Source organism: Fibrobacter sp. (genome assembly GCF_045131395.1).
Lineage (GTDB): Bacteria > Fibrobacterota > Fibrobacteria > Fibrobacterales > Fibrobacteraceae > Fibrobacter.
Window position 1 is genome coordinate 248,157 of sequence record NZ_JBGUQY010000002.1, and the last position, 25,956, is coordinate 274,112.

Annotated in this window: 28 protein-coding genes; 21 read left to right on the top strand and 7 right to left on the bottom strand. The window is 46.9% G+C overall.

Annotated elements, in window-relative coordinates:
* Positions 1-10 precede the first annotated feature (10 nt).
* Positions 11-1,051 carry a sigma-54 interaction domain-containing protein gene (locus ACJMNB_RS01060; protein WP_405338060.1) on the bottom strand — a complete coding sequence of 347 codons (1,041 nt, stop codon included), beginning with the start codon at positions 1,049-1,051 and terminating at the stop codon, positions 11-13.
* A gap of 228 nt (positions 1,052-1,279) precedes the next feature.
* On the opposite strand from ACJMNB_RS01060, the gene ACJMNB_RS01065 reads away from it, so the two are divergent.
* On the top strand, positions 1,280-3,400 hold the full coding sequence (locus ACJMNB_RS01065) for a glutamine synthetase III (protein WP_405338063.1): 2,121 nt from the start codon (positions 1,280-1,282) through the stop codon (positions 3,398-3,400).
* 81 nt (positions 3,401-3,481) lie between these two features.
* On the opposite strand, the gene ACJMNB_RS01070 is transcribed toward ACJMNB_RS01065, so the two are convergent.
* The gene (locus tag ACJMNB_RS01070) at positions 3,482-4,438 is read right to left on the bottom strand and encodes an Rpn family recombination-promoting nuclease/putative transposase (RefSeq protein ID WP_405338066.1); all 957 of its coding nucleotides are present in this window, start codon (positions 4,436-4,438) and stop codon (positions 3,482-3,484) included.
* Positions 4,439-4,791: 353 nt separating this feature from the next.
* Between ACJMNB_RS01070 and ACJMNB_RS01075 the strand changes: the two genes are divergently transcribed.
* The 15 genes from ACJMNB_RS01075 (at position 4,792) to ACJMNB_RS01145 (ending at position 15,428) form a co-directional block, all read left to right on the top strand.
* On the top strand, positions 4,792-5,325 hold the full coding sequence (locus ACJMNB_RS01075) for a type II toxin-antitoxin system death-on-curing family toxin (RefSeq protein WP_405338069.1): 534 nt from the start codon (positions 4,792-4,794) through the stop codon (positions 5,323-5,325).
* Positions 5,326-5,334: 9 nt separating this feature from the next.
* A complete protein-coding gene (locus tag ACJMNB_RS01080; RefSeq protein ID WP_405338072.1) occupies positions 5,335-5,964 on the top strand; it encodes an FISUMP domain-containing protein in 630 nt (209 codons plus the stop codon).
* 35 nt (positions 5,965-5,999) lie between these two features.
* Entirely contained in the window at positions 6,000-6,548 is a 549-nt protein-coding gene (locus ACJMNB_RS01085) for an FISUMP domain-containing protein (RefSeq protein ID WP_405338075.1), read from the top strand.
* 123 nt (positions 6,549-6,671) lie between these two features.
* On the top strand, positions 6,672-7,010 hold the full coding sequence (locus tag ACJMNB_RS01090) for a DUF1232 domain-containing protein (protein ID WP_405338078.1): 339 nt from the start codon (positions 6,672-6,674) through the stop codon (positions 7,008-7,010).
* 13 nt (positions 7,011-7,023) lie between these two features.
* Positions 7,024-7,230 carry a hypothetical protein gene (locus ACJMNB_RS01095; protein ID WP_405338081.1) on the top strand — a complete coding sequence of 69 codons (207 nt, stop codon included), beginning with the start codon at positions 7,024-7,026 and terminating at the stop codon, positions 7,228-7,230.
* A 60-nt stretch (positions 7,231-7,290) separates the two neighbouring features.
* On the top strand, positions 7,291-8,181 hold the full coding sequence (locus tag ACJMNB_RS01100) for an EcsC family protein (protein WP_405338084.1): 891 nt from the start codon (positions 7,291-7,293) through the stop codon (positions 8,179-8,181).
* On the top strand, positions 8,174-9,346 hold the full coding sequence (locus tag ACJMNB_RS01105) for a hypothetical protein (protein ID WP_405338087.1): 1,173 nt from the start codon (positions 8,174-8,176) through the stop codon (positions 9,344-9,346). The genes ACJMNB_RS01100 and ACJMNB_RS01105 overlap by 8 nt, the downstream gene beginning before the upstream one ends.
* A complete protein-coding gene (locus ACJMNB_RS01110) occupies positions 9,339-10,052 on the top strand; it encodes a hypothetical protein (RefSeq protein ID WP_405338090.1) in 714 nt (237 codons plus the stop codon). The genes ACJMNB_RS01105 and ACJMNB_RS01110 overlap by 8 nt, the downstream gene beginning before the upstream one ends.
* 2 nt (positions 10,053-10,054) lie before the next feature.
* On the top strand, positions 10,055-10,918 hold the full coding sequence (locus tag ACJMNB_RS01115; RefSeq protein WP_405338093.1) for a hypothetical protein: 864 nt from the start codon (positions 10,055-10,057) through the stop codon (positions 10,916-10,918).
* A 13-nt stretch (positions 10,919-10,931) separates the two neighbouring features.
* The gene (locus tag ACJMNB_RS01120) at positions 10,932-11,618 is read left to right on the top strand and encodes a hypothetical protein (RefSeq protein ID WP_405338096.1); all 687 of its coding nucleotides are present in this window, start codon (positions 10,932-10,934) and stop codon (positions 11,616-11,618) included.
* A gap of 111 nt (positions 11,619-11,729) precedes the next feature.
* A complete protein-coding gene (locus tag ACJMNB_RS01125) occupies positions 11,730-11,987 on the top strand; it encodes a hypothetical protein (RefSeq protein WP_405338099.1) in 258 nt (85 codons plus the stop codon).
* 94 nt (positions 11,988-12,081) lie between these two features.
* On the top strand, positions 12,082-13,092 hold the full coding sequence (locus ACJMNB_RS01130; RefSeq protein ID WP_405338102.1) for a DNA gyrase subunit A: 1,011 nt from the start codon (positions 12,082-12,084) through the stop codon (positions 13,090-13,092).
* Between the two features lie 113 nt (positions 13,093-13,205).
* Positions 13,206-13,502, top strand: coding sequence for a type II toxin-antitoxin system RelB/DinJ family antitoxin (locus ACJMNB_RS01135; RefSeq protein ID WP_405338105.1), 297 nt, complete (start codon positions 13,206-13,208; stop codon positions 13,500-13,502).
* Between the two features lie 28 nt (positions 13,503-13,530).
* A complete protein-coding gene (locus ACJMNB_RS01140) occupies positions 13,531-14,052 on the top strand; it encodes a phospholipase D-like domain-containing protein (RefSeq protein WP_072799813.1) in 522 nt (173 codons plus the stop codon).
* Between the two features lie 194 nt (positions 14,053-14,246).
* Positions 14,247-15,428: an ATP-binding protein gene (locus ACJMNB_RS01145; protein WP_405338109.1), complete on the top strand. Its 1,182-nt coding sequence runs from the start codon at positions 14,247-14,249 to the stop codon at positions 15,426-15,428.
* A gap of 8 nt (positions 15,429-15,436) precedes the next feature.
* Here ACJMNB_RS01145 and ACJMNB_RS01150 read toward each other — a convergent pair whose 3' ends face one another.
* Positions 15,437-16,453 (bottom strand): helix-turn-helix transcriptional regulator, encoded by a 1,017-nt coding sequence (locus ACJMNB_RS01150; protein ID WP_405338112.1) that lies wholly within the window; start codon positions 16,451-16,453, stop codon positions 15,437-15,439.
* Between the two features lie 170 nt (positions 16,454-16,623).
* Here ACJMNB_RS01150 and ACJMNB_RS01155 point away from each other — a divergent pair, with 170 nt between their 5' ends.
* The gene (locus ACJMNB_RS01155; RefSeq protein WP_405338115.1) at positions 16,624-17,577 is read left to right on the top strand and encodes a hypothetical protein; all 954 of its coding nucleotides are present in this window, start codon (positions 16,624-16,626) and stop codon (positions 17,575-17,577) included.
* 4 nt (positions 17,578-17,581) lie between these two features.
* Here ACJMNB_RS01155 and ACJMNB_RS01160 read toward each other — a convergent pair whose 3' ends face one another.
* Both ACJMNB_RS01160 and ACJMNB_RS01165 read right to left on the bottom strand, forming a co-directional pair.
* Complete coding sequence (locus ACJMNB_RS01160) at positions 17,582-18,415, bottom strand: ThiF family adenylyltransferase (protein ID WP_405338118.1); 834 nt, start codon at positions 18,413-18,415, stop codon at positions 17,582-17,584.
* Between the two features lie 6 nt (positions 18,416-18,421).
* Positions 18,422-19,648 (bottom strand): aminotransferase class V-fold PLP-dependent enzyme, encoded by a 1,227-nt coding sequence (locus ACJMNB_RS01165; RefSeq protein WP_405338121.1) that lies wholly within the window; start codon positions 19,646-19,648, stop codon positions 18,422-18,424.
* 132 nt (positions 19,649-19,780) lie between these two features.
* On the opposite strand from ACJMNB_RS01165, the gene ACJMNB_RS01170 reads away from it, so the two are divergent.
* Positions 19,781-21,190 carry an FISUMP domain-containing protein gene (locus ACJMNB_RS01170; RefSeq protein WP_405338124.1) on the top strand — a complete coding sequence of 470 codons (1,410 nt, stop codon included), beginning with the start codon at positions 19,781-19,783 and terminating at the stop codon, positions 21,188-21,190.
* 3 nt (positions 21,191-21,193) lie between these two features.
* Positions 21,194-22,144: an EF-P lysine aminoacylase EpmA gene (epmA, locus tag ACJMNB_RS01175; protein WP_405338127.1), complete on the top strand. Its 951-nt coding sequence runs from the start codon at positions 21,194-21,196 to the stop codon at positions 22,142-22,144.
* On the opposite strand, the gene ACJMNB_RS01180 is transcribed toward epmA, so the two are convergent.
* Positions 22,141-22,617 (bottom strand): TlpA family protein disulfide reductase, encoded by a 477-nt coding sequence (locus ACJMNB_RS01180; protein WP_405338130.1) that lies wholly within the window; start codon positions 22,615-22,617, stop codon positions 22,141-22,143. The two genes, epmA and ACJMNB_RS01180, sit on opposite strands and share 4 nt — an antisense overlap.
* A 139-nt stretch (positions 22,618-22,756) precedes the next feature.
* Here ACJMNB_RS01180 and ACJMNB_RS01185 point away from each other — a divergent pair, with 139 nt between their 5' ends.
* Complete coding sequence (locus tag ACJMNB_RS01185; protein WP_405338133.1) at positions 22,757-23,824, top strand: type IV pilus twitching motility protein PilT; 1,068 nt, start codon at positions 22,757-22,759, stop codon at positions 23,822-23,824.
* Between the two features lie 3 nt (positions 23,825-23,827).
* A complete protein-coding gene (locus tag ACJMNB_RS01190) occupies positions 23,828-25,030 on the top strand; it encodes a type II secretion system F family protein (protein ID WP_405338136.1) in 1,203 nt (400 codons plus the stop codon).
* A 145-nt stretch (positions 25,031-25,175) separates the two neighbouring features.
* Here ACJMNB_RS01190 and pflA read toward each other — a convergent pair whose 3' ends face one another.
* Positions 25,176-25,925: a pyruvate formate-lyase-activating protein gene (pflA, locus tag ACJMNB_RS01195; RefSeq protein WP_405338139.1), complete on the bottom strand. Its 750-nt coding sequence runs from the start codon at positions 25,923-25,925 to the stop codon at positions 25,176-25,178.
* Between the last annotated feature and the right edge of the window lie 31 nt (positions 25,926-25,956).

Consider the following 25,956-nt stretch of genomic DNA (forward strand, 5'->3'; position numbering starts at 1 on the left):
AGGAAGCAATTTAACGTTGAATTATTTTCAGCCTGTGCACCTTGTAGTGCATGACTCTCGGCGAAATGCTTAAATCTCTGGCGGCGGCAGACATGTTGCCGCCGTTTCTTTTTAATGCTTCGCTAAGAATTTCCTTTTCGTAGGTATCCATGAGCGTCGACAGTGGCGCAATCTTTCCCGTGAGCATGGGCTTGCGGGCCGATTCATCGGTCTGCAAGGTGGGTGGCAAGTTATGGGAGTGAATGCAGTCGTCGTCAGTGGCAAGTGCTGCGCGCTCGATGCAGTTCTCCAGCTCCTGCACATTGCCCGGCCAATGGTAACTCATGAGCATGTCGATGGCGGGCGTCGAAAGTCGCACCACATGCTTGCCGTATTTCAGGTTCACTTGCGATATGAAGTGTTCCGCCAAAAGCAGGATGTCGCTTTTGCGCTGCGCCAAGTCGGGGAGCGTAATCTGCACGATATTCAAACGGTAGAAAAGGTCTTCGCGGAATAGCTTCTGCAACATCATTTCTTCGAGGTTTCGGCTAGATGCCGCAATCAGTCGCACATCGGAATGCAGCTGCATGTTTCCGCCTAGGCGGTTGAATGTCTGGCCTTGCAGAAAGCGGAGCAGCTTTTCTTGATCGGAGGGGGAAAGTGCTGAGATGTCGTCCAGAAATAAGGTGCCGCCGTTAGCGGTTTCCGCCTTTCCGATGCGGCGAGTGTTTGCGCCGAGGAACGCTCCGCGTTCGTAGCCGAAGAGTTCGCTTTCAAAAGTGTTGGCTGGGTTCCCGAAGCTTTCGCGAAGGTTGGCGCAGCCCAGCACGACAAAGGGCTTGTCTTTACGGGGCGAAAGTTCTGCGATGGTGCGGGCGGTAAGTTCCTTGCCGGTGCCGTCATTGCCATAGATGAGCGCCGGTGCATCGTTACCCGCGCAAGCCTTGATCTGCTTGTACACCGCGCGCATTTCACCGCTGTTGCCGACCATCTTTCCCGGCTTCTCGTCGATGATGTTGCGCAATTCGCGGATCTCCGCTTTCAGTCTCTCTATTTCTTCTGTTTCGTTCAATTTGTCATCCTGAGCGTAGAGTCGTAGCCTCGGAGTCGAAGGATCTCCCTATGCTCATACAACGCCTTATGAGTTTTACAATAATGTAATAATATACCTTAATTTTACAATATTGTAAAACATTTTGTTTCAAAACCTGTAAAATTCGGGTGCCAGACCCCATTTTTATTCCTAATTTCCTTTCATAAATTGAAAAACAGCCATAATATGGCAAAAATGAGGTTCAAAATGAGCGTAAGCTACCGCAAAAAGACCATCAACGAAATCGCGAAGGAACCGACCGCGCCTGTCAAGCCGGCCGCTCCGGTAAATGTGGATTTCTACGGCGAAGATGTGTTCAACGCCGACGCCATGCGCGAATACCTGCCCAAGGATGTCTGCGAGAAACTGCTTGCGACAATCGACGAAGGCGCTGCCCTTGACCCGAGCATTGCTGGCGATGTCGCCCATGCCATGAAAAAGTGGGCTATGGACCGCGGTGCAACTCACTTTACTCACTGGTTCCAGCCGCTCACCGGTTCTACTGCCGAAAAGCATGACTCCTTCCTTGAACCCGAAGGCTGCCGCGCCATCATGGCCTTCAGCGGCAAGAACTTGATCGTCGGCGAACCGGACGCATCGTCCTTCCCGAGCGGCGGTTTGCGATCCACCTTCGAAGCCCGCGGCTATACCGCCTGGGATCCGACTTCTCCGGCGTTCCTCAAGCGCCACGGCAACGGTGCCACGCTTTGCATCCCGACGGCATTCTGCAGCTACACCGGCGAAGCTCTCGACAAGAAGACTCCGCTTTTGCGCAGTTTGCAAGCTCTTTCTAAATCTACTCGCCGCCTTATGACCTGCTTCAAGGCTGGCCCCAAGAAGACGACGGTCACGCTCGGTGCCGAACAGGAATACTTCCTGATCGACAAGCGTTTCTACCTGCAACGCCCGGACCTGTACCAGGCCGGCCGCACGCTGTTCGGTGCCGCTCCCGCCAAGCACCAACAGATGGATGACCACTACTTCGGTAGCATTCCGGCCCGCATCCTGAACTTCATGAACGAAGTCGAAGTTGAACTTTGGAAGCTCGGCATTCCGGCCAAGACTCGCCACAACGAAGTCGCTCCCGCTCAGTTCGAACTCGCTCCGATGTTCGAAGAAGTGAACCTCGCTTGCGACCACAACATGCAAATTATGGAAGTGCTCCGCAACGTGGCCGATAAGAATGGCCTCGTCTGCCTGCTGCACGAAAAACCTTTCGCTGGCGTGAACGGTTCCGGCAAACACAACAACTGGTCTGTGTCTTACGGCAAGGGCAACCTCCTGAATCCGGGTAAGGACCCGCACCAGAACGCCGTGTTCCTCACCACGCTCTGCGCTATCATTTACGCTGTCGACACCCATGCTGATTTGCTCCGCATGACGACTGCTGGCGCCGGCAACGATCACCGCCTCGGTGCAAACGAAGCTCCTCCGGCAATCGTTTCTATGTTCCTCGGCGACCAACTCATGGATGTCATCGAACAGATTGAACAAGGCGTGCCCAAGTCCAGTAAGCAAGCTGGTGCACTCCGCATTGGTGCTGACATGCTTCCGCCGCTCCCGCGCGACGCCACCGACCGCAACAGAACTTCTCCGTTCGCCTTCACCGGCAACAAGTTCGAATTCCGCGCACCGGGTTCTAGCCAGAGCTGCTCCGAACCGAACGTGGTGCTGAACACCATCGTCGCCGAAGCATTCGACATGATTTCTGAACAGCTCGAAAAACTCGACGAAAAGAACTTCCACACGGGCCTGCAAAAGATTCTGCAGAAGATCGTGAAGGAACACAAGCGCGTCATCTTCAACGGTAACGGCTACACCGATGAATGGGTCGCCGAAGCCGAACGTCGCGGACTTCCGAATATCCGCACCTCCGTGGAAGCCCTCAAGGCTCTCACCAAGGAAGAAAACATTCAGTTGTTCGAAAAGTATGGCGTCATGAACCGCCGCGAAATGGAATCCCGCTACGAAATCAATGTCGAAGATTTCCACAAGCGCATCCACATCGAAGGCGAAGTCTGCCGCGACATGGCCAAGAACATTATCTTGCCGAAGGTCGTCGAAGCTTACTCTAGCGCCCTCAAGACCAACGAAATGGCTCTCAACCAGGGATTCCCTGGCGTCGATGCCTACGTGAAGTCTCTCGGCGAAGGCGTCAAGAACTTGAGTGCCGCCATCGCTACGATGGAAGAAAGCCTGAACGGCCTGCACGAAGGCATTCTCGATGCAATGGCTGCGCTCCGCAAGGTTGTCGATGGCCTCGAAAAGGTCGTCCCCGACGAAATGTGGCCTTTGCCGAAGTACAGAGAAATGCTGTTTATTTACTAAGTCTCGCCAATTGTGCGTTGAAAATGTGAAAAAAGGTAGTCCTTGGACTACCTTTTTTGCATAATTTTGACGATGTGTCGGCTAATGTTCGAGGCTTGCCTTGATTGCAAGAACATCGGCTTCTGTCAGCTTAGAAATGCGCACGACCTTCTCAACAGAATCACCTTCTGCGAGCATTTTGGCTGCCATCTCACGAGCCTTATTGTCGGCACCTTCCGTACGTCCTTCTTCAAGGCCCTCGGCACGGGCGTGCTTTTTTTCTACGTAGAGTTCATATTCACGGTCGCTCATCTTCATAGCCTCGCTAATAAGAAATTCTTCCGTAAATTTACTCAATTCGGCCTTTTTCTGCAAGAGGGAGAACGGCGACCCTTCAGGAACGGGTACGGAAGATTCGTTGTTCAGCCCGTCAAATATACGCAGCCACTGGGCAAAACGGCTGTTGTCGGCCTCGAACCCACCCTTAAGAAACTTGGGTATTTCCACCAGGGTGATGGTCTGCTTTTTGTAGAATTCCTCGTTATCCTGATTCTTGAGGCGGATCGTGTGCACGTAGTTCTTCCATTCCGGGAACCCCACGAACATCTGGAGGCTAATTAGATTCAAGCTCTTCAGATTGTACGGGTGCCCCTTGGCAAGGCTTGCGACCGTGTGCTTCGAAGCGTAGTACACCAAGCGACTGTTGAAGCTTTCGTCCTCAATGTGCTGGACCTCCAGCACAATGCGGTCCGTGCGCTGGTCCTCGGCCACGATGTCCGAAAAAGAACTCTTGGTGATTGTCCCGGGGAGTTCCTTGTTCACGAAGGTGAGGTGTTCGATGCAGTCGCTTCCGTAAAGATGAAGTGCCGCGTTGAAGAAATCCACCGCAATCGACTCATTCTCGGGAACCCCGAGAAGCAACTTGATGACGGCGTCGTTGTAGATATAGACGTACTTGTAGCGTTCCTTGTATTTTGCAATGCATGCGGAAACATCGCCTCCCTGCTTGTGGGTGTCGCTGATTTCCTTGAGCATGCCTGCGTACTGTTCCTTATTCATAAAGAACCTTTGCTTTATAGCGGTTTGCTCGCGTACGAAAAAACGTACACGAATGGTGTATAACTGATTGTTGGTTTGTTATGGAAGCCGACCGCTAGGCAAGTCGGTATATGTATCGCAGCGTATTCCGCATGGGTTTTCCAAGGCCAGGGCTTTCGCCTCCGTCAGAACCGGACCTACGACTGCGAGTAGGAATGTACCCGCCCGTGGATGCGTACGCCTCGGTCAGCGGGATTAGCTCACATCGGCAAGAATATACAAAATTTTAGTAGGGCGTGCAATAGGGCGAACTGCGACGTCTATTGTCGCATGCTCAATCTATATTCGTGATGTTCCCCTAAAAGGAGTGCGTCATGAACAGAATGGAAAAACTTGAAATATCGAATGTCATCGGTGATTTTCGTGCGGCCCTTGAAACCTTGGATCGTTACGACCACCAGCAGCTGGAATTGCCGAAATCCGGTGTAGACTACAGCGAAACGAACGGCCCCATCACCTACGAGCAGGCGATGGAAGCGATTGGTGTACTCAAGGAAAAATTTCGTGACAGCGGAATCTTCGGTGTCGAAAAGGATGCTTCTTTCAAGAGTTCACTCGGACAAATTTACCAGACCTTCGACGGCAAGGAACTTTATCCGACCGTGCAGATGAAGGCGGCAACACTCCTGTATCTGCTTGTCAAGAACCACTCCTTTGTCGATGGCAATAAGCGCATTGCCGCATTCATTTTCTTGTGGTACATGTCGCGCAACGATATCCTTTATCGTGTGGATGGTTCCAAAATCGTAAGCGATGGTGCCCTAGTCGCACTCACGCTGCTCATCGCTGAAAGTAAACCCGAAAAATGTGAAACCATGACCAAGCTCGTGGTGAACTTGATTATGTAGGAGGTTTTTATGAATGACTCATATTTTACAGACTCGCGAGACGGAGAAACCTACCGCACCGTGAAAATCGGAAATCGGATTTGGTTCGCCGAAAACTTGCGGCATAAATGCGAAGGTGCGCAGGCGTATGCCGGCGGCATGGGGTATTTGTGCTTGAATGGTGAAACCCCGCCCTACGATTGGAGCTGCGATCCGGATGTGAAAAAGTATGGCTTGTGCTACTACTGGAAATTTGCGGAAGCCGCTGTCCCCGAAGGTTGGCGTTTGCCGAACAATGACGATTGGCGAGACCTGTTTAATGCCGTCGGTGCAAAATGCGAAATGGGCGAGCATGGTGCCGAAACTTACCTTGGGGCGGCTCTTGCGTTAAAGTCCAAAGACGGCTGGGAAGAAGACGAACTTTTCCCTGTCGGCAAAAGCACCGATGCTTTCGGCTTTACTGCGTACCCAGCGGGTTGCATGGAAGAATTCGGTTTTTGTGGAGCGCGTGGCCGACACACGCGTTTTTGGAGTTCTGTTGGGCAAAATAAGTGGGCGTGCCGCGTTTGCCTGGACAACTTCTACGACGATGCCGTTCTCGACCGTTTTTGGAACGACTTTTCTTGCGCAAATTCAATCCGCTGCGTGAAGGACTGTTGATGACAACATTTTCTTAAAACAAAAAAGAGGCTTTTATGAATGACTCATACTTTACGGACCCGCGAGATGGAGAAACCTATCGAACTGTGAAAATCGGTAATCAAATTTGGTTTGCCGAAAACTTGCGTTACAAATGCGAAAGTGAAATTCAGCTCTATTGCAGGGAGCGATTGTCGGATGCAATACCTGACGGGTGGCATTTGCCGACAGTAGATGAATGGCGAATTCTTTTCCATAATGTTGGTGGAAAATTTGCGGGAATCGTGGATAACGAAGAAGTCTATTCCAGTGTGGCGAAGGTTTTAAAGTTGGCTGGCGAGTGGATGGTTGACAAAGACTTTCCGCGAGGCGTATCTCCCGGAGAACAAATAGATCTGTTTGGCTTTAGCATATTTCCCTCGGACTGCATCTCGCATGGCAAAAATGCCAAAATTGGTAGTACCGCCACATTTTGGAGTCGCGACGAAATGGACAATAGGTTCCGTCGCGTTCAGTTCTATAACTTCTCAGATGACGCCTACATTGGCAATTTCTTGTACGACATTTCCTGCGCCTGTGCAGCCCGCTGTGTGAAAGACTACTAAGCCCTATTTATTCCAAATTGGAACATCAAAAACAACGTTTTTTGAGGGGAAACTATAGTTTTTGTGGGGAATTGCACTCTTTTGTAGAAAATAGGATATATTTCTTTTCAAGAAGGAAAAAATATGGATAAAGAACCCGAAGTTTTCGATGTGAAGGATATGAACGGTGCGTCGCCCGTGCAGAAAGGGCTTGCCGTTTTTTTGATGATCATGTCGCTTTTGTACACTGCGTCGCCCATCGACTTGGCTCCCGATGCCATCCCCGTAGTGGGCTGGCTCGATGATATCGGATTCCTTGTGACTGCTACCATGAATGTGGTTCAGCAGTTTTCAAAGGACCAGAATTCTGCCTTGGTGAAAATCCTGAAATACGCCAAATGGTTTATGGTCATCGCCGTCGTAATTGCCGCTCTGTTGCTCGGCGGTTTGATCGTTGCGATTGTAGCGTTGATTGTGAAGTAAAAAAGGAGGGAAAATGAACTTTTATTGCAAAAAATGCGGACAGTCTTATGACGCCTGGACTATTGCAAACGGTGGCTGTAGCAAGGGTGGCAAGCATGACCCTTATCGCGGAATGCAACAAGGTCCGAAATATGTGTGCGCCAAATGCGGATTTGAATATGATTTTTGGACAATCGCTAACGGCAACTGCAGTCGTGGCGGGAAACATGAAGTGATGTAAAAATTGGAGTAAGTTGGAATTTTTCATTGCTTGCGGATGTCATAGAAAACGGAGCTTTATATGGTAAAGTTAAATCTAGATGTAATCAAACAGAATGCTCAAAAAATTGCTGAAAGTACGAAAATCATTAGCGATGGCTTGGAACGTGTGACTTCTGTTTTTAAAAAAGACGAAAAATCTATTAAAGATGTTGCGGATCAAGATGTTCAGGCTAATGAGCAAGTGTCGGGAGAGCTTGATCCTCAAAAAGAAATCAAAAATGAGAACTCTGCTGATAATCAAAGTAATGTTGTAGTAAAGGCTATTGATAAAATATATGGCGTTGTGGTGGATGGATCAATTCCTGGTGTTGATTCCGCGTCAGATTTGGCTAAAACTTATCTAGCTAAGTATAAAACTCCAATAAAAGCTGCAAATGCGCTTGTTCGGTGGCAGAATACAAAGGCCGCTGTAGATGGAGCTATTACTGGATTTGGAGGTTTCGCTACAATGATAGCGACGCTTCCGATTAATGTTTCGAGTATTTTGTTTATTCAAATAAGAATGATAGCTGCGATTGCTTATATTGGTGGAATTCGTGATTTAAGAAATGACCAATTGCAGACTGCTGTCAAATGTTGCTTATTAGGAGAGAGCGTACAATCATTCTTAAAAAAGGCGGGAATAAAAACGACGGAAAAAGTTTTTGTAAAAAAGATAATGCCTAAAATTACAGGAAAAATGATTACAAAAATCAATAGGGCAATTGGATTCAGATTCCTTACAAAAGGTGGATCAACTGGGATTGTTAACATAGGAAAAATGGTTCCAGTTTTGGGATGCGTTGTTGGTTCAATTTTTGATGGGGTGTCAACAAATATTGTTGGAAATGCCGCTATTAAAACATTTATTGAAAGAGATTGTGTAAAAGAAGACCTTATAGAAAATGGAAATGTTGATATAAATGAATGAAGATACTTATAATCGACTGTGGTTGGAATGTCGTAAGCCTTTTGAGAATACTTGCGTCAATTTTATACCATTTATTGGAAAGGATTATTGGGATTCTAATCCTCGGATTCTTGTTTTAGGAGAATCTCATTATTCGGAGAAAGAAAGAAGAAGAGAAAAGGATTGTTTGCTTTGCTATACATTTGAAGTTATTGTTGGTGAATATTTAAATCAAAATTGGAAATATAATTTTTCTTCTTTTAAGGAGTTCCCCAAAGGACAGGCTAAAGGTATAAGAAAAAATTTTAGACGCATGGCGAATCTGTTGAAGACCGCTTCTGAAAAAGATCGTAATTGTGATAGTGTGTGGGACTCGTTGGCTTTTTACAATTATTTTCAAAGATGCGTAGGTACTCCTAAATTTCATGATCATAGCTGGCTAGAAGAAAATAAACAAGTTTTTCAGCAAGAGGCTGAAGAATTATTCTTTGGTACGAAAAATAAAGAAAAATGCGTCTTAAACATTTTGAAGCCTAAACTAGTTTTTGTTTGGGGCGAATATCTGAAGAAAATGATGCCAAAACCTGACGGAAATGTGGACGGTTGGATGAAAGACATTGGGTGCTTTGCCTATTCAACATATCCTTCAGTATTATTTTATCCCATACATCATCCTTCAAATGAAAAATCATGGAATCATTCTGAGGAAATAAGAAAGTTTAAAATATTAAATGAAAAATACCTCAATTTTCCCATGGCTTCTATTGATATCTTGATAAAGAATAAAATTGAGGAAATGTATCATCGAATTCATAGAGTATATAAGGGAAAATTTGAATACAAGGTTAGTGAAATCGCTCTGACGTGTATTTTGTATGCGTATGAAGGTGGAACGATAAGGTTTGATTCAAAACAAACGATGCAATTGGAAGTGAAATTTGATTCTAACAATATAGGTGTACGTTTTTATACACATGATTTTTCTTGTTGTACAGCAGGAAACATATTAATGTCGTCTCCTTTTAATTTATCAACGAAAGAGATTCCTGTATGTGAAGGGAAGTATATTTTGTTGGAATCTACTCCAATGTCATTGGATGATTTATTTAGTGTTTTGTGCGAATTCATGGATAAAATGTTAAAATGGCGAGATAATCAAATTGCAAGGAGTGCTATTCATGTCTAACGAAAATAATTCAATTGACAAGTCTTTCGAAATAGCTTGCAAAAGCATAGAAGTGCTTGGTGATGCAGGTGTCGCTAATGCCGTGAGTGGCGCTGTTGGGGCTGTAGGGGGAATGGCGTCTTCTGTTGTGGATAGTGCAGGCCGAACGGCATCCTCGGTTGTTGAAATGTTTGATCACGCTTTGCAAAGTCATCAGACTATAAAGTTGCAGAAACTTCAAAATAAAATGCAACAAATGAATTTGGAAAGGGAGCTTGCTCATAAGGAAAAAATGCAAAAAATTCAAAATGAGCATGAAAAAGAGATTCTACAAGAACAGAATCGCCATGAAGAAGCTATGTACAAGCAGCAATGTGAAGCTTTCAGAATTGCGATTGAGGCCGCATCTGCGGCCTATGAAAAGAAAATTGATTTTTACACGGCTCAATTAAATTGCTTGGAAAATATGTATTCGAAGGAACGAGACTTGTTGAGCGAACATATCAAATTCCTAGAGGATGAACGCCGCCAATATATAAGCGATGCAAACAAATACGCGCTCATATCATCAGATATAAGCAAGCTTGAAGACCAAAAATCTGAACTTTATACAACTTATCTTAAATCCCAAGGTAATCTTGAAGATGCAATAAAGTATTTAGAGATTGACAAATCGTTCAATAGCAGCCTTAATGATATGAAAAATGGCTTGATTGGGAAGGGGTGAATATGGAAACGACTGCCTCCATTATCGTTATTGCATCAGCAATTTTATTAGCAATTTTAGTACTGGTGGTAATCAGAGTTGTATTCTGTAAGAGAGTGAACAGAATTGCTCAATATATCTTCAAAGAATTGGGAAATATGGAAAAGGTTGATGATGCGATATTCTTTGTATCAGAATATGAAAGGGCTGTGAAGTATTTCGAAAATGAAATTAGTTCTGAACAAGAGAAGCATACTGAAGAATTGAAGAAGAATTGGTTTTTCCGTAGAAAAAAGAAATTGGATGAATATTCCAAGAAAATAGAAGAACGTCGGACGAGTATGGATAAGTATGAAATTGAAAATAAAAATACTTATCAGAATTGTATGAAAATATTGGACTATGTTGGAAGGACGTTTTATGTGGAAAATAAGGCTGAAATAGCAATGAAAGTAAAACGGCTGATTCAGGATGCTTCAGAAAAAGAACGTCTTGAAAATCAAAGACTCCAGGAGGAACAAAAACGTATTAGACACGAAATGGAAGATAGAATTCGAAAAGAACGAGATGAAAAAAATAGACTGCTTGAAGAACGAACAAGAAAGGATAAGGTTTCTAAAGCTATTAGAGAGCTTGATGATTATTTGCCGATATTGCAGGAGCATGTTCGAAAAAAACAAGTTCTTGATTTTCAAATGTTAAAATTTGTTGAAGATAAATTAGATGCAATTGAGGATGATAAGGCTTTTATAAATTCAAACGACATTAACAATATTGAAAGAATACAGAAAAAGTTGACTAGTGTTTTCGATAAATTTAAAAATGATGAATCTGTTCAAACAGATATAGGCTTAATTGTGGATAGTTTTAGTAAAATTTTGAAGTAAGTGGATTATCTTTATGACCCCACAAGTTAAACAACTTTACAAAGTTCTTTACGACAAGGTGAAATCTTTGCCCAATAGCGACGCTTTGGGTATTATGCCGACGCATTTCGTTGGTCCACGAAGCCGTTTTAAGAAAGGGATGCCGATGTTCGTCGGTCGAGATACTTATGGCCTTGGGCAAGACAAGGTTCCGTTGGTGACCGATTACGAATACGATGAACTGGCTTGGCTCAAATCCAGGGATGGTTATTACTTTGACGATTCCTCCTTTTGGCGGGTGGTCGGTCATGTTCTTGAACGTGTTCGTGGTGAATCGTATGGCCCAGATGTCTTCCATGATTTCTATTGGAGCGATTTGTATAAGATCAATTTCCGTGCGAAACAGGGAACTACGCAAGGCTTAAGAAGCGAACAGATTAATGAATGTGCCCAGTTGTTGCTTGCTGAAATGGATGACCTGGAACCCTGTGTTTCTGTTTTTTTGACAGGTGTAAATGAAGACAGCAGTAGTAGAAAAGGAGTCGGTCGGTTCTTTGAACGCTGGGAGCCTCGCGGGCAACTTAAATCTAAAAATGAGTCTACGGGCGAATTTATCCTGGTTGGCGAATCTGGAAAAACGCATCGTTGCATTGTCGTGCCGCATCCGCAAGGAAAGGCTCAGGAAGAAATCATCCAAAAGATTTGCTCCTTGTGGAAATAACCATTAAAAAAGGTTGTCTTCCGACTATCTCTTTGCATATTTTTTACCATAGAATCAAACGACGCTTATTGTCATGACCATAATCTATCTTCAAGAAAAAAGGAGATGATTATGAAAACAAGTAACTCTGAAAATCGGGTATTGAGAATCAAAAGAGATCCCTTGGGGTTTCTTTTGGAGCTAGTATTGCCATTAGATTTATTGATAGGAACTGTTTGTATTCCTATTTATTGGGGTAATTTAGATGCTTGGGATAAGATTCTTTCATTTTTTGCCATATTAGGCATTTTCGTAGTCTGTTTGTACGAAAAAATCATTCAGATGGTAATCACGGATTTGGTAGCTTTATTAAAAATAGTTAAAAGGTAGTCTTTCGACTACCTTTTTGCATATTTTTTGCCGTAGAACCAAACGACGCTAATTGTCGTGGACACAATCTATCTTCATGAAAAAGGAGACGGTTATGAACACGATAAACAATAACGATACAAAACAGATGGAATTGTATCCCGATGTGCGGGATGGCTTGACTTCTGTGCAGAGAAAAATCTTTTGGGCTTTATCGGATGCTTCGAAGCCTACATGGAATAGGTTTGTAAGGTCTACGACGGTAGCTTTCTTTGCTCTGATACGCTATATTCCTTGTGAAGATGATGATGTTAATAAGGCGCTTGCCGACATGGCTCTATTTGCAAAATTTGACGCCGAGTGGCCGTTAATTCGAGAACGTGAAGATTATGAACCTTTGAGAAACAGTGCAGCGCGGTATACTGAAGTGAAAATTTCACGTATTGGAAAGGCTATGTTGGATGGGGTTGAGAAAAATGCAGTACCATTGTATGACAATTACAATGGCATGTTCAAAGAACCGCTTTATTTGCCGTCAATGTTCCCTAATCTGCTTGTGAACGGATTTGAAGGTGCGTGCGCTAGTGTTCCCCCGCATGATTTTTTAGATGTTATTACTTGTGTGCGTGATTGTTGTAACGGTGCTTCGCAATCGCATCATCCATTGTTGGACGATTCTAGGACGTTTTCTATTTGGACCGGTGAAAAAGTTGAGAAACTTTCGTTTGCGCAGATGCTAAAATTATGGATTGATCATCGCATTGAATGTTTGCAGCGGACTCTCAGCTGGGATGTTAAAAATGCGAAGAAACGGTTGCATTGCCTTGAAGGACAAAAGGTCTTATTGCAAGATTTTTCTGGAAATTTTGATCGATTGAGGAAATATAAGGATTTTTTGAAATTCTGCACTAGTATGGGTTTTGATGAAGAACAAAATAAGTATCTTGAAAAGTTGTCGTTCGTTGATATTGCAACAAGTGATGTTGAGTCTGAAATCAGCCTTGTAAAAAGCGAACTCGCTGGATTGCGAAAGACGCTTAATAGTAAAGAAGCGTTGCTGCGCATAATCCTTGAACAGTTGGAAACATTGGCGAATTCATCAAGAACAAAACGAAAAAAGGCTTGAATATTGGCTAAAACGGTGTTCCTTGGACGGCCTTTTTCAATAAATATACAAACATATTGTTTTTGTAATGTGTTTATACTATATTTAGTAGTTGTATATCGTTTGAGGTCTGTATGGCGACATCAATATTACAAATACGCGTTGATGACAAGTTGAAAGACGAGGTCTCCGACTTGTTTGAAAGTCTGGGAATGGACATTCCTACGGCCGTTCGCATTTTTTTCAAGCGTGCGGTAATTGAAAGAGGGTTGCCGTTTAAGGTGTCTGAACGTCCGACGGTGAATGAATCTTCTGAACTTATGTCGGCATTACGTGCGCTCAATGATGATGCATTGAAAAACGGCTCTGCAGGCATGAGCGAAGAAGAAATTGTCACCGAAATCAAAGCTGCAAGAGCGGAGAGAAAATAGGAAGTCCAACAAAACGATATTTCCCACCATGTCCATTTTCACTAAATACATCCAGAACGAAGAACATTACTCCGAAGTGATTTCTCGAATCATGTCGGTTCGCAATAATTTGTGGATTGGTACTGCCGACATTAAGGATGTGTATGTAAAACAGGATGGCGATGCGATTCCATTGCTGGGACAGTTGGCCGCACTTTTGAAGCGAGGGGTGGGTGTGCGCTTGATTCATGCAAAGGAACCTGGTCCGAATTTTCGCGAGGATTTTGACCGGTTCCCGATTCTGGTGACGGATTTGGAACGCGTGATGTGCCCGCGGGTGCATTTTAAGATGATGATTTTTGATCTCGAAACGGCTTACATCGGCTCTGCGAATTTGACGGGGGCCGGAATCGGTATGAAAAGTTCTCTGCGTCGCAACTTTGAAGCGGGTATCCTCACGAACGACCCTGCGCTTGTCGAACCTGCTATAGAACAGTTCGATACGCTATGGATGGGTTCGCACTGCAAAAAATGCGGTCGCCAGGAATTCTGCGGGGATAGGATTAAATAAACCCTGAATTTGCCGTTTTTGAACGAGAATAATGCGTAAAAGGTGGTATAATACCACCTTTTTAAGCGAAAAACGCCAATTTACCTGTATTTCATCCTTCTGTAGTGAAAACTTTTGCTAAAAATTGAAAAAGTTTTCACTATACTGAAAACTTTTGTTATATTTATAAAAAAGAGTTCAGTAGAAGGGAAGCTATGATTCAACGCGAAAAATACATCGCCCCAATTCGAGACTTTTATGACAGCGATCTCATCAAGATTATTACTGGCATTCGCCGATGTGGCAAGTCGGTTGTGCTTTCGCAGATTTCCGAAGAAATCCGCAAAAAAACGGACAATGTTATCTTCCTGAATTTTGAAGATCGTGGCACATTGTCTAAAATATCCAATTGCGATGAACTTCTTGCTTATGTGGAAAAGACTCGCCATAAGAGCAAATGTTTCCTTTTCCTTGACGAAATTCAGAATGTAAAAGACTGGCCTGATGCTTGCAAGACATTGCGCTTGCATGATTGCTCCGTATTCATCACTGGTTCCAATTCAAAACTATTATCCAAGGAATTTACCAAGGAACTGAGTGGCCGTTATGTGGCGTTCAGGATAAGGCCATTTGTCTTTAAAGAAATTCAGGAATGTTTGACGCAACAGGGTAGATCCGCAACCATTACTGATTACCTAGTCTATGGCGGATTCCCGATGCGGTTTGAATTCAACACTGAAAGTGCTACACGGAACTACCTGAACGATCTTGACCAAACGATTGTAATCAATGATATTGTTAACCGTTACAAAATACGCAAGCCGGAGCTTTTTTCCAAACTTGCCAATTACGTTCTTATTTCCAATTCAAGAATTCTGTCTGCAAAATCCATCTACAACTATATCAAAGGGCAATTTAGCGAATGTTCCGTCAATACGATAACTAAATATTTGGGCTATCTGAAAGAGGCGTATGTCATCAGCTCCATCAAGCAGTATTCAACAAAGGCTAAGCGGGAACTAAACTTCTTCGAAAAAATATATGACGAAGATGTGGCTTTTAATTCAATTCGCGTTGCAGATGGCATTTTCGATTTGACTCACAACTTAGAGAATGTTGTCTATAACGAACTTCTGTATAGGGGGTATTCACTGAGCGTTTATTCCGGAAAACAGGAAATAGACTTTTGTGCCCAAAAGGAAAACAAAAAATACTTCATTCAGGTTGCCTATTCCGTGGCAGAGCGTTCAACTTACGACCGAGAAATGGGGGCGTTTGCAGATATTGACAATACTCATGCAAAGATCCTCATTTCCAATGACGATATTGATTATTCCACTAGTACCGTCAGGCACATCAAGCTAAAAGATTTTCTAGAAATGGAAGATTTTACTTGAGATGGATTTCATCTCTCGTACAGTTTCACCAAATCTTTGGCACTTTCAAGTACCATTTTTCGGAGCTTGGCGGGCTTTAGCACCTCTGCGATGGAACCATAGTACATGACCCATTGCTTGAGCAGGCCGTTCACGGCGACTTTCATGGTGACGTGAATGTCTCCGCATTCCAATTCCTTGATTTTCATGCTGGGGTGATAGGGGCGTTCCTGCAGAAAGTTTTTGGCGTAGCCCGGGAAATAGATGACGACTTTTTCTTCTTGTTGGTCTTGGTCGCCTGAAAGTAGCGTGCCTGTGCGGATTCGCTTGCGGAGTGTCTCAACGACTTTCGGATCTTCGACGAATTGTTCGCGTAAAAGCTTTACGGATTGGATGCGGCGGAGCTTGAGGGCGTATGTTTTGTCGGGGAGGTGTTGCGATACGCAGCCGATGTAGATTTCGCCCTGATTGATGGCGACCATCAGCGGAATGCGAGGCTTGTTGGTTGTATTGCCCCAGTTGTCGGTGTAGGTGATTTGTACTTTCTGCTTTTTGCGAATGGCGTCGAGAATGACTGGCAGATTCTTGCCTACGTTATCGTCAACGCTCGGAGGCGTTCCCATAAACAGAATGCGTCCGTTCAGTTCCTTCGCGTAATGCGCTAAAGTCGATTGTTCCTTAGCGGGCAAGTCCTGCGTGATTCTCTTGGTCAGGTCTTCGATGAGATTTGATGTCGCGGGGTAGATGTTTGCGATGCGCTGCAGGAACATGAAATGCAGTAGCGTGTCGCCAAATTCGGGGAAAACGAGCTTGTTTGCGCGTTCGAGTGCCACTTGGTAATAGATCTTGCCGCTTTCAACAGAGCGCTTGATGTAGCCGCCTCCAATATTGGAGAGTGCTTGCATGTCTCGCTGAACGCTCCGTAAGTCCTCTTCACGGAAGTCTAAGTGTCGCATGATGTCTGTTACGCTATAACGGTTGTTGTAGTGCGCCATCATGTAGACGAATATCTGTATCATTCGTTCGCCGCGAGCCTGATCTGCCATAAAGCCTCCTGCACAATGCAATCCCCGCGAGGCGGGGAGTATTTTATAATATATAAAAAGCGGACGACATTAATTGTCGCCTATTGGGGCGGAGGAACTATTGTGTCGGCAGTATTATCGCTGTCAGGCTTGTGCCAAAGAATCCGAAAAATTCTAAATTTGGCCCTGTCATGTTTTTTAGGAAACATTTGGGGCTTATTTTCGGATTTGGAGTGGCGGTTGTTGCGCTTGCCATGGTCTACCTATCTACTCGTCCGCTTATCCCGTTGGTCGTTCAGGAACAGATCGAAGCCGATATTGAAAAATGTGGCGGGCAGCTGAAAGAGACTCGTTGCGCGGTAAGCGGTGTAGATGACTGGATTTTCTTGCAGGAAAGTCTTGTCAACCTGGTGGTGGACTGGAAAGAAAACTTGAATTCATTTGTCGCTTTCAACGATTCGCTGGAAGCGCGCGGTATCAAGTTGGTGGTCGTGCCTGTTCCAGACAAATTGCAAATCGAGGCGGAACATTATTCGGAAGAAATGTCGGGTGGTATCGTTGCCCCGCAATATGAAGAATGGGTAGATGCATTGCAAGACGAAGGCGTTGTCGTTGTCGATGCGGTAGAGGAGTTTCTCGAAAAGAACGAAGAAACGCCCATGTTCGAGGCGTACGAAAGCCATTATACAAGTGCCGGCCGGCAGTTGCTTGCCCAGATGATTGCCGATTCTATCAACGAGATGGACTTGGATGTTCCGAGGGAAGAATGGTTCCTGCGCGATACGGTTGTTCCCGGTACCGGGAATCTTTATCACTTGAAGTACAATTCTTACCCGGATTACGATGTGCGCGTGTTAAAGACCGTGGATGCAGAAGGTAAACGCTACCGCGGATCCAAAGATGCTCCCATTGTGGTAATTGGCGATAGCAATGCCGATTTTGGCTGGAATAGTTCTTCCAATATTGGCGCCTACATTGCGCAGGCGACAGGGATAGAGACGTTTACGCGTAGCCGTATCGGCGGGGGAAACTTGGGCCCGACCTTGTTCAAGGACCGTTCGGAATTCTTGGATGGCAAAAAGATGGTGGTCTGGGTGTTTGACGGCCGTGAACTTTACGGCGATTTTAGCATGCCGGAATTCTAGCTTTTTACTCGGCGCTTGCTAAGGCTTTCTGATAAATATCCTGCATCACGAGGCCCGCAATCGTGAAACCGAAAATAGCGGTGGCGTGGGCCATGGTGCCGTTGATTTGCGCCTTGCTGCTGCACCATTCGTGGCCGACGAGTTCGGCGTTCTTAAGTTCAGCTTCGCTGTGTTCGCTGCGGACCTTGGGGCACATGCAGGCGGCGGTTCCGCAAGAGGAGTTCTTGCCGCGATTTTTCAGGATTTCGTCGCTGTAGACGCACAGGACTTTTTTCTTGAGGTTCTTTTTCTTGCGCTTGAATTTGTCGCGGAGGGCGCGGGCGAGGGGGCAGCCGGCCACTTTCCAGAATTCGGCGACCTTGATGCGCGTAGGGTCCATCTTGAGGGCCGCTCCCATTGAAGAGAAAACGGTAGCCTTGGTGCGCGTGGCGTGCCAGAGCAACTGCATCTTGTTTTCAAGGCTGTCGATAGCGTCGATGATGTAGTCGAAGGTGTCGAGTTGGAACTTCTCGGTATTCGCTTCTTCGTAGATGTCCTGCAAAGCGACAATGTTGGCGTGCGGGTTGATTTCGAGGAGGCGGTTCTTGAGAACTTCGACTTTGACTTGCCCCACAGTCTTGGTGGTGGCCATCAGTTGCCTGTTCACGTTGGTAACGCAAACGCGGTCGGAATCAACGAGGACGAGTTCCTTGATGCCGGAGCGCACCAGACTCTCGGCGCACCAGCTGCCCACACCGCCGAGTCCAAAGATGATGACGCGCTTCTGGTAGATGCTTTCCATGACATCGTCTCCGAGAAGGAGCGATGTGCGGTTGAAAATGCCTTTTTCAATACCCATAATGAACTATGCGAAAAGTCGGACGACTCTCTGGAGGCCTGCAATCAGGCGGTCGATATCGCGCTTCAGGGTGTAGGCGCCGAAGCTCAAACGAAGCGTGGCGTCGACTCCGAAACGGTCCATTACGGGTTGGGCGCAGTGGTGTCCGCTGCGGACGGCGATGTTTTCTTCGTCGAGAATCATGGCGGCGTCGCTTACGGCGATGCCGTCCAGGGTGATGCTCACGAGGGCGCCGCGTTCCTTGGGGTTGCCCAGCACTTTTACCTGCGGAATCGTGGCGAGCTGTTCCAGTGCGTAGTTCGTGATTTCTTCTTCGTGCTTGCGGATGTTTTCGATACCCTTTTCGTTCAGCCATTCGATGGCCTTGCCGAGGCCGATGACTTCGGCGATGGCGGGCGTGCCGGCTTCAAAGCGGGCGGGAACATCTGCGTAAGTCGTCTTTTCGAAAGTCACATTCTTGATCATTTCGCCGCCGCCATGCCAGGGGGGCATGCTGTCTAAAACCTCGTACTTGCCGTAGAGTACGCCCACGCCGGTGGGGCCATACATCTTGTGTCCGCTGAAAACGAGAAAATCGCAGTCCAACTTTTGCACATCAATCTTGATGTGGCTGGAACTCTGGGCGCCGTCAATCAAAATCTTGGATTGCGGGGCTAGTTTGCGCACGGTGGCGATGATTTCGGCAATCGGGTTCACTGTGCCCACGGCGTTACTCACGTGGGTAACGGCCACCATCTTGGTGCGTGCCGTGAGGAGCCCGGGAAGTGCCGCTAAATCTAGATCGCCATCATCCTTGACGGGGATGACCTTGATTTTTGCACCCTTCATTTCGGCGACGAGCTGCCAGCTCACAATGTTGGCGTGGTGCTCGAGACCGCTAATCAAAATTTCGTCGCCGGCTTCGAAGAACTTGCGACCGTAACTCCATGCCACCAGATTGATGCTTTCGGTGGTGCCGCGGGTGAATACGATTTCGTCTTCGGTTTTGGCGTTAATAAATTTTGCCACGTTCTTGCGGGTGGCTTCGAATGCTTCGGTAGTGCGAGCGCTCAGGCGGTATACGCCGCGCTTTACTGAGCTGTAATGCTCGCGGTAAAAGTCGTCCATGGCGTCAATCACGCAGGCGGGTTTTTGCGTGGTGGCGGTGCTGTCCAAGAAGGCGAGGGGTTTTGCATCCTTGTCGCCAGCGACGAGCATCGGAAATTCGTTGCGGATTTTTTCTGCATCAATCATGGGCCCAAATATAGTAATTGACGCTATAGCCATAAATTATGAGTGGATAAAGGCACAAGTTATTATGGGTTGTTGTGTTCTGCTTATGGCCGTTTTTCTATATTTATCTCGGAATTTTTAGCGAGGGTTACAATGAAATTTCTTAGAGGTTTATTGACTGGAGTTCTTGCCTTGGGCGTGTCTTCTGTTTTTGCCCAGCCGGAGCTCCGCGATGCTATTGATAACGGCGATATTGCAACTGCCCAGAAGATTGTGAAGAAGGGCGCTGCCGAAGAAATCTATTGCGGAAAGTTGTCCCCTGAAGATGCCGTCAAGGTTTACGAAAAAATCTTCAAGGCCATGCCTTATGAATCCTTTTCCAATTGCCAATCTCAGTTTTCTTATGGCTATGGTGAAAAGGTATGCACCAACGCCAAGGCCATGGATGCCTGTACCGAGGTAATTTCTTACTTGTTGCTCGAAGGCGAAAACGGAAACGTCAAGGCGACCGAAACTCTTGAAAAGGTGGCCAAGGCTGCTTTGAAGACCAAGGCTTATGCAAAGCCGGTAAAGGTTGACTCTGATACGAGCCTCTGGGTGCCCTGTCCCAAGAGAAAAGGCGAAGCCCGCGATAAGTGCGTCGAAGAATGTTACGAAAAGGCCGGTAGCCTGCGCGATACCATTCGCGAAGCGGCCTGTGCAACAAAGCCGGAACATTTTGTAGATACTACGGTTAAGGTGACTAAGCCGTCTCCGCTTTACGAAAAGCTTCGTACCGGTCTTTTGGAAGGTTACTGGAAAACTCCCAAGTCCAATGCAGAACGCTATGCAAAGGTATTGCAGGCGAGTGCGAAAACCCTTTCGATTCCTGATACCTCGGTTATCAATATTGCTTACGTGAATCGCTGGGCCGACAAGCACAAGGCCGATTCTACGGCTCTCCCCGGTGGCGAACTCTTCCGTTTCTGCACCGCATGGCAACCGGCTGTGGACTCTATTTTGGGTGCCAAGGAATTTGAAACCCGCTGTCCGGTGTTCGAGTCCTTTGTGGATAATCGTGATGGTCAGACCTACAAGGTGAAAGAAATCAATGGTACTCGCTGGTTTGTAGAAAACCTGAACTTTGTCATTGAAGAAAATTCCATGTGCTATGACCGTGAAGATGACAACTGTAAATCCTATGGTCGCCTGTATACGCATGATGCCGCTTTGACGGCTTGCCCCGAAGGCACGCACCTTGCTACAGACGACGATTGGAAAATGCTTGAAATCTATGCGGGCGGTGCGAATGAAGCTGCCGTGCGTCTCCGCAGTAACGGTTCTGACGACTACGCCTTTACCGCTACCTTTGGCGGCTATGCTAACAAGAATGGCATCTCTGTGATCATGGGCGAGGGCGCCTACTTCTGGACCAGCAAGGATGTGGGTGACGGCCGCGGTGTCGCTCGTTCCATGTTCAGTACCGATAAAGAAGTTTCTGCCATTCCTGTGGATAAGAAATTCTGGCTGTCTGTCCGCTGCGTTGTAAACGCAGCTCCTGCAGAAGAACCTGCTGCTGAGTAAAAAATGTCTTTTAAACCGACTTGCGATCGCGAATCCTGGATAAAGCGCCAGGCCTTGATGAACAAGGTCCGTCGCTTCTTTGAAGGTCGTGGAGTTCTCGAAGTTGAAACGCCTGTGCTTTCGGCTGCGGGCGGCACCGATCCTCAGCTGGATTACTTCGAGGTTGAAGGCAAGCGTTTTATGATGACGAGTCCCGAATTCCACATGAAGCGTTTGCTGGCTGCGGGTTTCGGCGACATTTTCCAGATTACAAAGTCTTTCCGTAAAGATGAATTCGGTGCCCACCATAACAATGAATTCAGCATGGTGGAATGGTACCGCGTAGGCATGCCGCAAGAAAAGTTGATGGACGAAGTCGAGGCGCTCGTTTCTGAAATCATTGGCAAGCCCATTAACGCCCGTCGTACCCGCTGGATTGATGCGTTCAAGAATTATGCAGGCGTGAACCCGCTGACGGCATCGGGTGAAGAATTCGCCGCGGCCTGTACCGCCCGCGAAATTCCGCTCCCGGCTGATGGCACGGCCATGTCCCGCGAAGACTGGTGGGATTACCTGATGGTCTTTGCCGTAGAACCCGAGCTGGCCAAGAACGGCCCCGAGTTCATTTTAGATTACCCGCAGTCCCAGGCGGCCCTTGCGCAGACGTATGTGGGCGAGGATGGCTACACTTGGGCCCGTCGCTTCGAACTGTTTGTGGACCAGGTGGAACTTTGCAACGGTTACACCGAACTCACCGACGCCAAGGAACAGCGCCGTCGTTTTGACGCCGACCTTGAAATCCGTCGCGGTATGAATAAGCCCTTGCCGCCTGTGGATGAACATTTCTTGGCGGCACTAGAATCAGGAATGCCCGCCTGCTCCGGCGTGGCCCTTGGTCTTGATCGTCTCTTTATGTTGGCGATGAAAAAAGAGAATATCTCTGACGTTATTCTCTTCCCCAGCATTATCGCTTAATTGCGAATTAATTTTTCGATTAGCTTTCGCATCTCGTCTTCGTCGAACTCGCCGACGTTGATTTTGATGATACTGTCTTGTGCATTCACAAGGTACGTCACGGGAATGACTCCCGGATTCCCCAGGGCGTTCATCATGTCGTAATTCCAGTGGAAGGTCGTCCACGAAATTCCTGCGGCCTTGTTGTACTTTGCGCCGATTTTAGGGGAGTCGTCCTCGTTCACCATGAGGATCTTGAAGCCCTTGTCGGCGAATTCTTCATCGAGTCTTTTGAGGTGTGGCAGTTCTGCGCGGCAGCCGGGGCACCAGGATGCCGTAAGGGCAATCAAGGTGACGGTTCCTTTCTCATTTTGGTAATTGGATATATGGCCGTCTAGAAGCTTGCCCTTGAAATCCGAAATTTTTGTGGGGGCGGTTTGGAAGTGTTCCTGTCCGCATGCAGAAAACACGATTGCAAGAGCTAGAAGTCCCATGCAAATTACAGAAAAAACACCCCGTAAAGAGGTTATTTTACGCCCAAGTTCCATTCCGATATAATAAAATAGTGTTTTTTTTGAAAAAATGTGCAATTTTAATGAAAAAACGGCCCTATTTTAAGTTATATTCTTTGGTATGGCATATAATATTCAAGATCTTCTTTCTGAAATGGTCCAGCGTGGCGCTTCTGACTTGCACATTACCGCGGGTGCGCCCCCTCTTATTCGTCTTTCTGGTAAGCTTACTCCCATTGGCGAAGACAAGCTGAAACCGGACGAAACCATGCGCATGACCTATAGCTTGATGAACGAAGGCCAGAAAAAGACTTTCGAACAGCAGAAGGAATGCGACTTCTCTTTCGGTATTGCAAACCTCGCGCGTTTCCGTGCGAACGCTTATTTGCAGCGCGGATGCGTGGCTCTTGCCTTGCGTATTATTCCGCTCGAAATTAAGACCTTTAAAGATCTCGGCCTTCCGAAGATTATGGCCGAATTTACGACCCGTCCCTCTGGCCTTGTGCTGGTGACGGGTGCAACCGGTTCCGGTAAATCCACAACCTTGGCTGCCATGATCGACAAAATCAACAAGGAGCGTCACGACCACATCTTGACGGTGGAAGACCCGATCGAATTCTTGCATAAGCACCAGGGCTGTATGATCAACCAGCGCGAAGTGGGTAGCGATACCAACAGCTTTGCTCAGGCCTTGAAGATGGCTCTCCGTCAGGACCCCGACGTGGTGCTTATCGGCGAAATGCGTGACCTTGAAACGATCCGTGCTGCTTTGACCATTGCAGAAACGGGTCACTTGGCTTTTGCAACTTTGCATACCAACTCTTGCGTGCAGACCATCAACCGTGTGGTGGACGCATTCCCCAAGGGCGAACAGCAGACCGTGCGTACCCAGCTTTCGTTCGTGCTGCAGGGCGTGATATGCCAGACCCTTATGCCGCGTATTGGCGGTGGCCGCGTGATGGCTTACGAAGTCATGAACGTGACTCCTGGTATCCGTGCCTTGATTCGTGATGACAAGGTGCACCAGATTGAGTCCATGATTGAAATCGGTCAGAAGTTCGGCATGAACACCATGAATATGTGCTTGTGCGATCTGGTGAAGGCTCACAAGGTCGACCGCTTTGATGCTCTCGCTCGTTCTCCGAGCCCGGACCAGTTGGAACAGTTGTTCGTGAAAGAAGGGGTGTAATCTATGGCTGAATTCCTTTACAAGGCGACAAATAGCCAAGGCAACAACTTTGAAGGTTCAATTGAGGCGAAGGACAAGGCTGAAGCCGAATCCATGCTCATGCGTCGTCGCCTGATTATTGTAAGCCTAAAAAAGAAGCCTACTGAAATCAAGATTAAGATAGGTTCAGGTATCAAGCCTGCAGAAATCGCTCGCTTTACCCGTATGTTCTCTTCTATGAGCTCTGCCGGTTTGCCCATGTTGCAGTGCTTGAATATTCTTGAAAACCAGTGCGAAAACCCAGAACTCAAGAATGTGGTCCACAAGATTACGCAGTCCATTAACGGTGGTTCTTCTTTGGCAGACGCATTGTCCCAGCACCCCAAGGTGTTCAGTACTTTGTATACCAACATGGTGGCTGCTGGTGAAGCGGGCGGTATTTTGGATGGTATCTTGGCCCGTCTGGCAGAAACGCTTGAAAACAATGAACGCCTGAAACGTAAGGTGAAAAAGGCACTGACTTACCCGGTGATGCTTATTATCGTGGGTATCTTGGTGGTGATTGCCCTTATGACCTTCGTGGTGCCGGTGTTTGCTGAACAGTTTGCCTCCCTTGGTGCGGAGCTTCCGGCTCCAACGCAATTTGTGATGAGTATTTCTGACTTCATCCGCGATAATGGTGCGTTCCTGTTTATTGGCGCGATAGTTCTGGGTGTAGGTTTTAAGCTCGCCATGCGTGTGCCCCAGGCCAGATTTGCCTTTGACGGGTTTATGCTGAAGGTGCCCAAGTTAGGCGACCTTCAGATTAAGTCGACTACGGCTGGCTTTTCTAGAACGCTGGGAACCTTGTTGAATGCCGGTGTGTCCATCATGGATTCCTTGAAGGTGGTGGCCTCTACTGTTACGAATAAAGTGGTGGAAAAGGGTATCAATAAGATTGCCATCGGTATTGCCGGCGGTAAGAGTATTGCGGACCCCATGGCCGATACAGGTTTGTTCCCTCCCATGGTGATTCAGATGACGGGCGTGGGTGAAAAGACCGGTAACCTGGGTGGCATGCTTTTGAAATTGGCTGACTTCTATGACGAAGAAGTGGATGCTGCTGTGGATGGTGTCGTGGGTATGATGGAACCGATTATCATCGTGTTCCTCGGTGGCGCTGTCGGTGGCTTGCTGATTGCAATGTATATGCCGATGTTCTCGATGGGCGACGCAATCAAGGGCTAGTAAACGGCGTAATACTTCGTTGCTTGCCTTTCGACAAAATCTCGTATCTAAGCAAAATTATTAAAGACGGACTTTGGTCCGCCTTTTTTTTATTGTCGGTCTTTTGATCAGAATCGAGCAAGACCAAGAACGATTTGGTGTGGCGCTAAGCGCCAAGAATCTTTTTAGCGTTAGCAATTCGTTCCGGGCTGGGAGACTTCACGTCTTTCAGCACGTAGTCGATGCCCAGTTCCTGATACTTGGCCAGGGCTAGCGCGTGGTAGGGGAGGACTTCGACTTTCTGCACGTTGTGGAGTGTGTCGATGAATTCGCGTGTCTTGATAAGGAGCTCGTCGTTGTCGCTGCCGTCGGGCACCAGTACGTGGCGTATCCAGATGGGCTTGCTGATTTCGTCTAGGTAGCGGAACATGTCCAGGATGTTCTTGTTGTCGTGTCCGGTAAGTTTCTTGTGCTCTGCGGGGTCGATGTTCTTGATGTCTACGAGAAGTAAATCAGTCGCGTCCATAAGGCGCTTGAATTTACCGAAGTAGGGTTCGTTACGGACAAAGTTTACTCCCGAGGTGTCGATGCAGGTGTGTACGCCTGCGGCCTTTGCTGCTTCGAGGAACTCAATAAGAAAATCCATTTGCGCAAGCGGTTCGCCGCCGCTGACGGTGATGCCTCCGTCTTTGCCCCAGTAGCTTTGGTAGCGCAGGGCTTTCTTGAGTAAACCTTCGGCGGAAATTTCGAACGAACCGTTGCTAATACCGTTTGCGCTTTGTGCGCCGAAATCCCAGGTTTCGGGGTTGTGGCAGAATTGGCAACGCATGGGGCAACCCTGCATGAATACAACAAAACGTACTCCGGGGCCATCTACGGAGCCAAAGGTCTCTAGTTTATTGATTCGTCCGAGCATATTGTAAATGTAGAAATATATGAGCGAGTAC

Coding starts and splice junctions, on each gene's coding strand:
- ACJMNB_RS01130 (WP_405338102.1), top strand. CDS start 12,082: ATGAACACGATAAACAATAACGATACAAAACAGATGGAATTGTATCCC.
- ACJMNB_RS01090 (WP_405338078.1), top strand. CDS start 6,672: ATGGATAAAGAACCCGAAGTTTTCGATGTGAAGGATATGAACGGTGCG.
- ACJMNB_RS01150 (WP_405338112.1), bottom strand. CDS start 16,453: ATGGCAGATCAGGCTCGCGGCGAACGAATGATACAGATATTCGTCTAC.
- ACJMNB_RS01075 (WP_405338069.1), top strand. CDS start 4,792: ATGAACAGAATGGAAAAACTTGAAATATCGAATGTCATCGGTGATTTT.
- ACJMNB_RS01105 (WP_405338087.1), top strand. CDS start 8,174: ATGAATGAAGATACTTATAATCGACTGTGGTTGGAATGTCGTAAGCCT.
- ACJMNB_RS01100 (WP_405338084.1), top strand. CDS start 7,291: ATGGTAAAGTTAAATCTAGATGTAATCAAACAGAATGCTCAAAAAATT.
- epmA (WP_405338127.1), top strand. CDS start 21,194: ATGTCTTTTAAACCGACTTGCGATCGCGAATCCTGGATAAAGCGCCAG.
- ACJMNB_RS01155 (WP_405338115.1), top strand. CDS start 16,624: ATGTTTTTTAGGAAACATTTGGGGCTTATTTTCGGATTTGGAGTGGCG.
- ACJMNB_RS01085 (WP_405338075.1), top strand. CDS start 6,000: ATGAATGACTCATACTTTACGGACCCGCGAGATGGAGAAACCTATCGA.
- ACJMNB_RS01170 (WP_405338124.1), top strand. CDS start 19,781: ATGAAATTTCTTAGAGGTTTATTGACTGGAGTTCTTGCCTTGGGCGTG.
- ACJMNB_RS01125 (WP_405338099.1), top strand. CDS start 11,730: ATGAAAACAAGTAACTCTGAAAATCGGGTATTGAGAATCAAAAGAGAT.
- ACJMNB_RS01065 (WP_405338063.1), top strand. CDS start 1,280: ATGAGCGTAAGCTACCGCAAAAAGACCATCAACGAAATCGCGAAGGAA.
- ACJMNB_RS01110 (WP_405338090.1), top strand. CDS start 9,339: ATGTCTAACGAAAATAATTCAATTGACAAGTCTTTCGAAATAGCTTGC.
- ACJMNB_RS01185 (WP_405338133.1), top strand. CDS start 22,757: ATGGCATATAATATTCAAGATCTTCTTTCTGAAATGGTCCAGCGTGGC.
- ACJMNB_RS01180 (WP_405338130.1), bottom strand. CDS start 22,617: ATGGGACTTCTAGCTCTTGCAATCGTGTTTTCTGCATGCGGACAGGAA.
- ACJMNB_RS01145 (WP_405338109.1), top strand. CDS start 14,247: ATGATTCAACGCGAAAAATACATCGCCCCAATTCGAGACTTTTATGAC.
- ACJMNB_RS01080 (WP_405338072.1), top strand. CDS start 5,335: ATGAATGACTCATATTTTACAGACTCGCGAGACGGAGAAACCTACCGC.
- ACJMNB_RS01115 (WP_405338093.1), top strand. CDS start 10,055: ATGGAAACGACTGCCTCCATTATCGTTATTGCATCAGCAATTTTATTA.
- ACJMNB_RS01140 (WP_072799813.1), top strand. CDS start 13,531: ATGTCCATTTTCACTAAATACATCCAGAACGAAGAACATTACTCCGAA.
- ACJMNB_RS01165 (WP_405338121.1), bottom strand. CDS start 19,648: ATGATTGATGCAGAAAAAATCCGCAACGAATTTCCGATGCTCGTCGCT.
- ACJMNB_RS01160 (WP_405338118.1), bottom strand. CDS start 18,415: ATGGGTATTGAAAAAGGCATTTTCAACCGCACATCGCTCCTTCTCGGA.
- ACJMNB_RS01135 (WP_405338105.1), top strand. CDS start 13,206: ATGGCGACATCAATATTACAAATACGCGTTGATGACAAGTTGAAAGAC.
- ACJMNB_RS01190 (WP_405338136.1), top strand. CDS start 23,828: ATGGCTGAATTCCTTTACAAGGCGACAAATAGCCAAGGCAACAACTTT.
- pflA (WP_405338139.1), bottom strand. CDS start 25,925: ATGCTCGGACGAATCAATAAACTAGAGACCTTTGGCTCCGTAGATGGC.
- ACJMNB_RS01095 (WP_405338081.1), top strand. CDS start 7,024: ATGAACTTTTATTGCAAAAAATGCGGACAGTCTTATGACGCCTGGACT.
- ACJMNB_RS01070 (WP_405338066.1), bottom strand. CDS start 4,438: ATGAATAAGGAACAGTACGCAGGCATGCTCAAGGAAATCAGCGACACC.
- ACJMNB_RS01120 (WP_405338096.1), top strand. CDS start 10,932: ATGACCCCACAAGTTAAACAACTTTACAAAGTTCTTTACGACAAGGTG.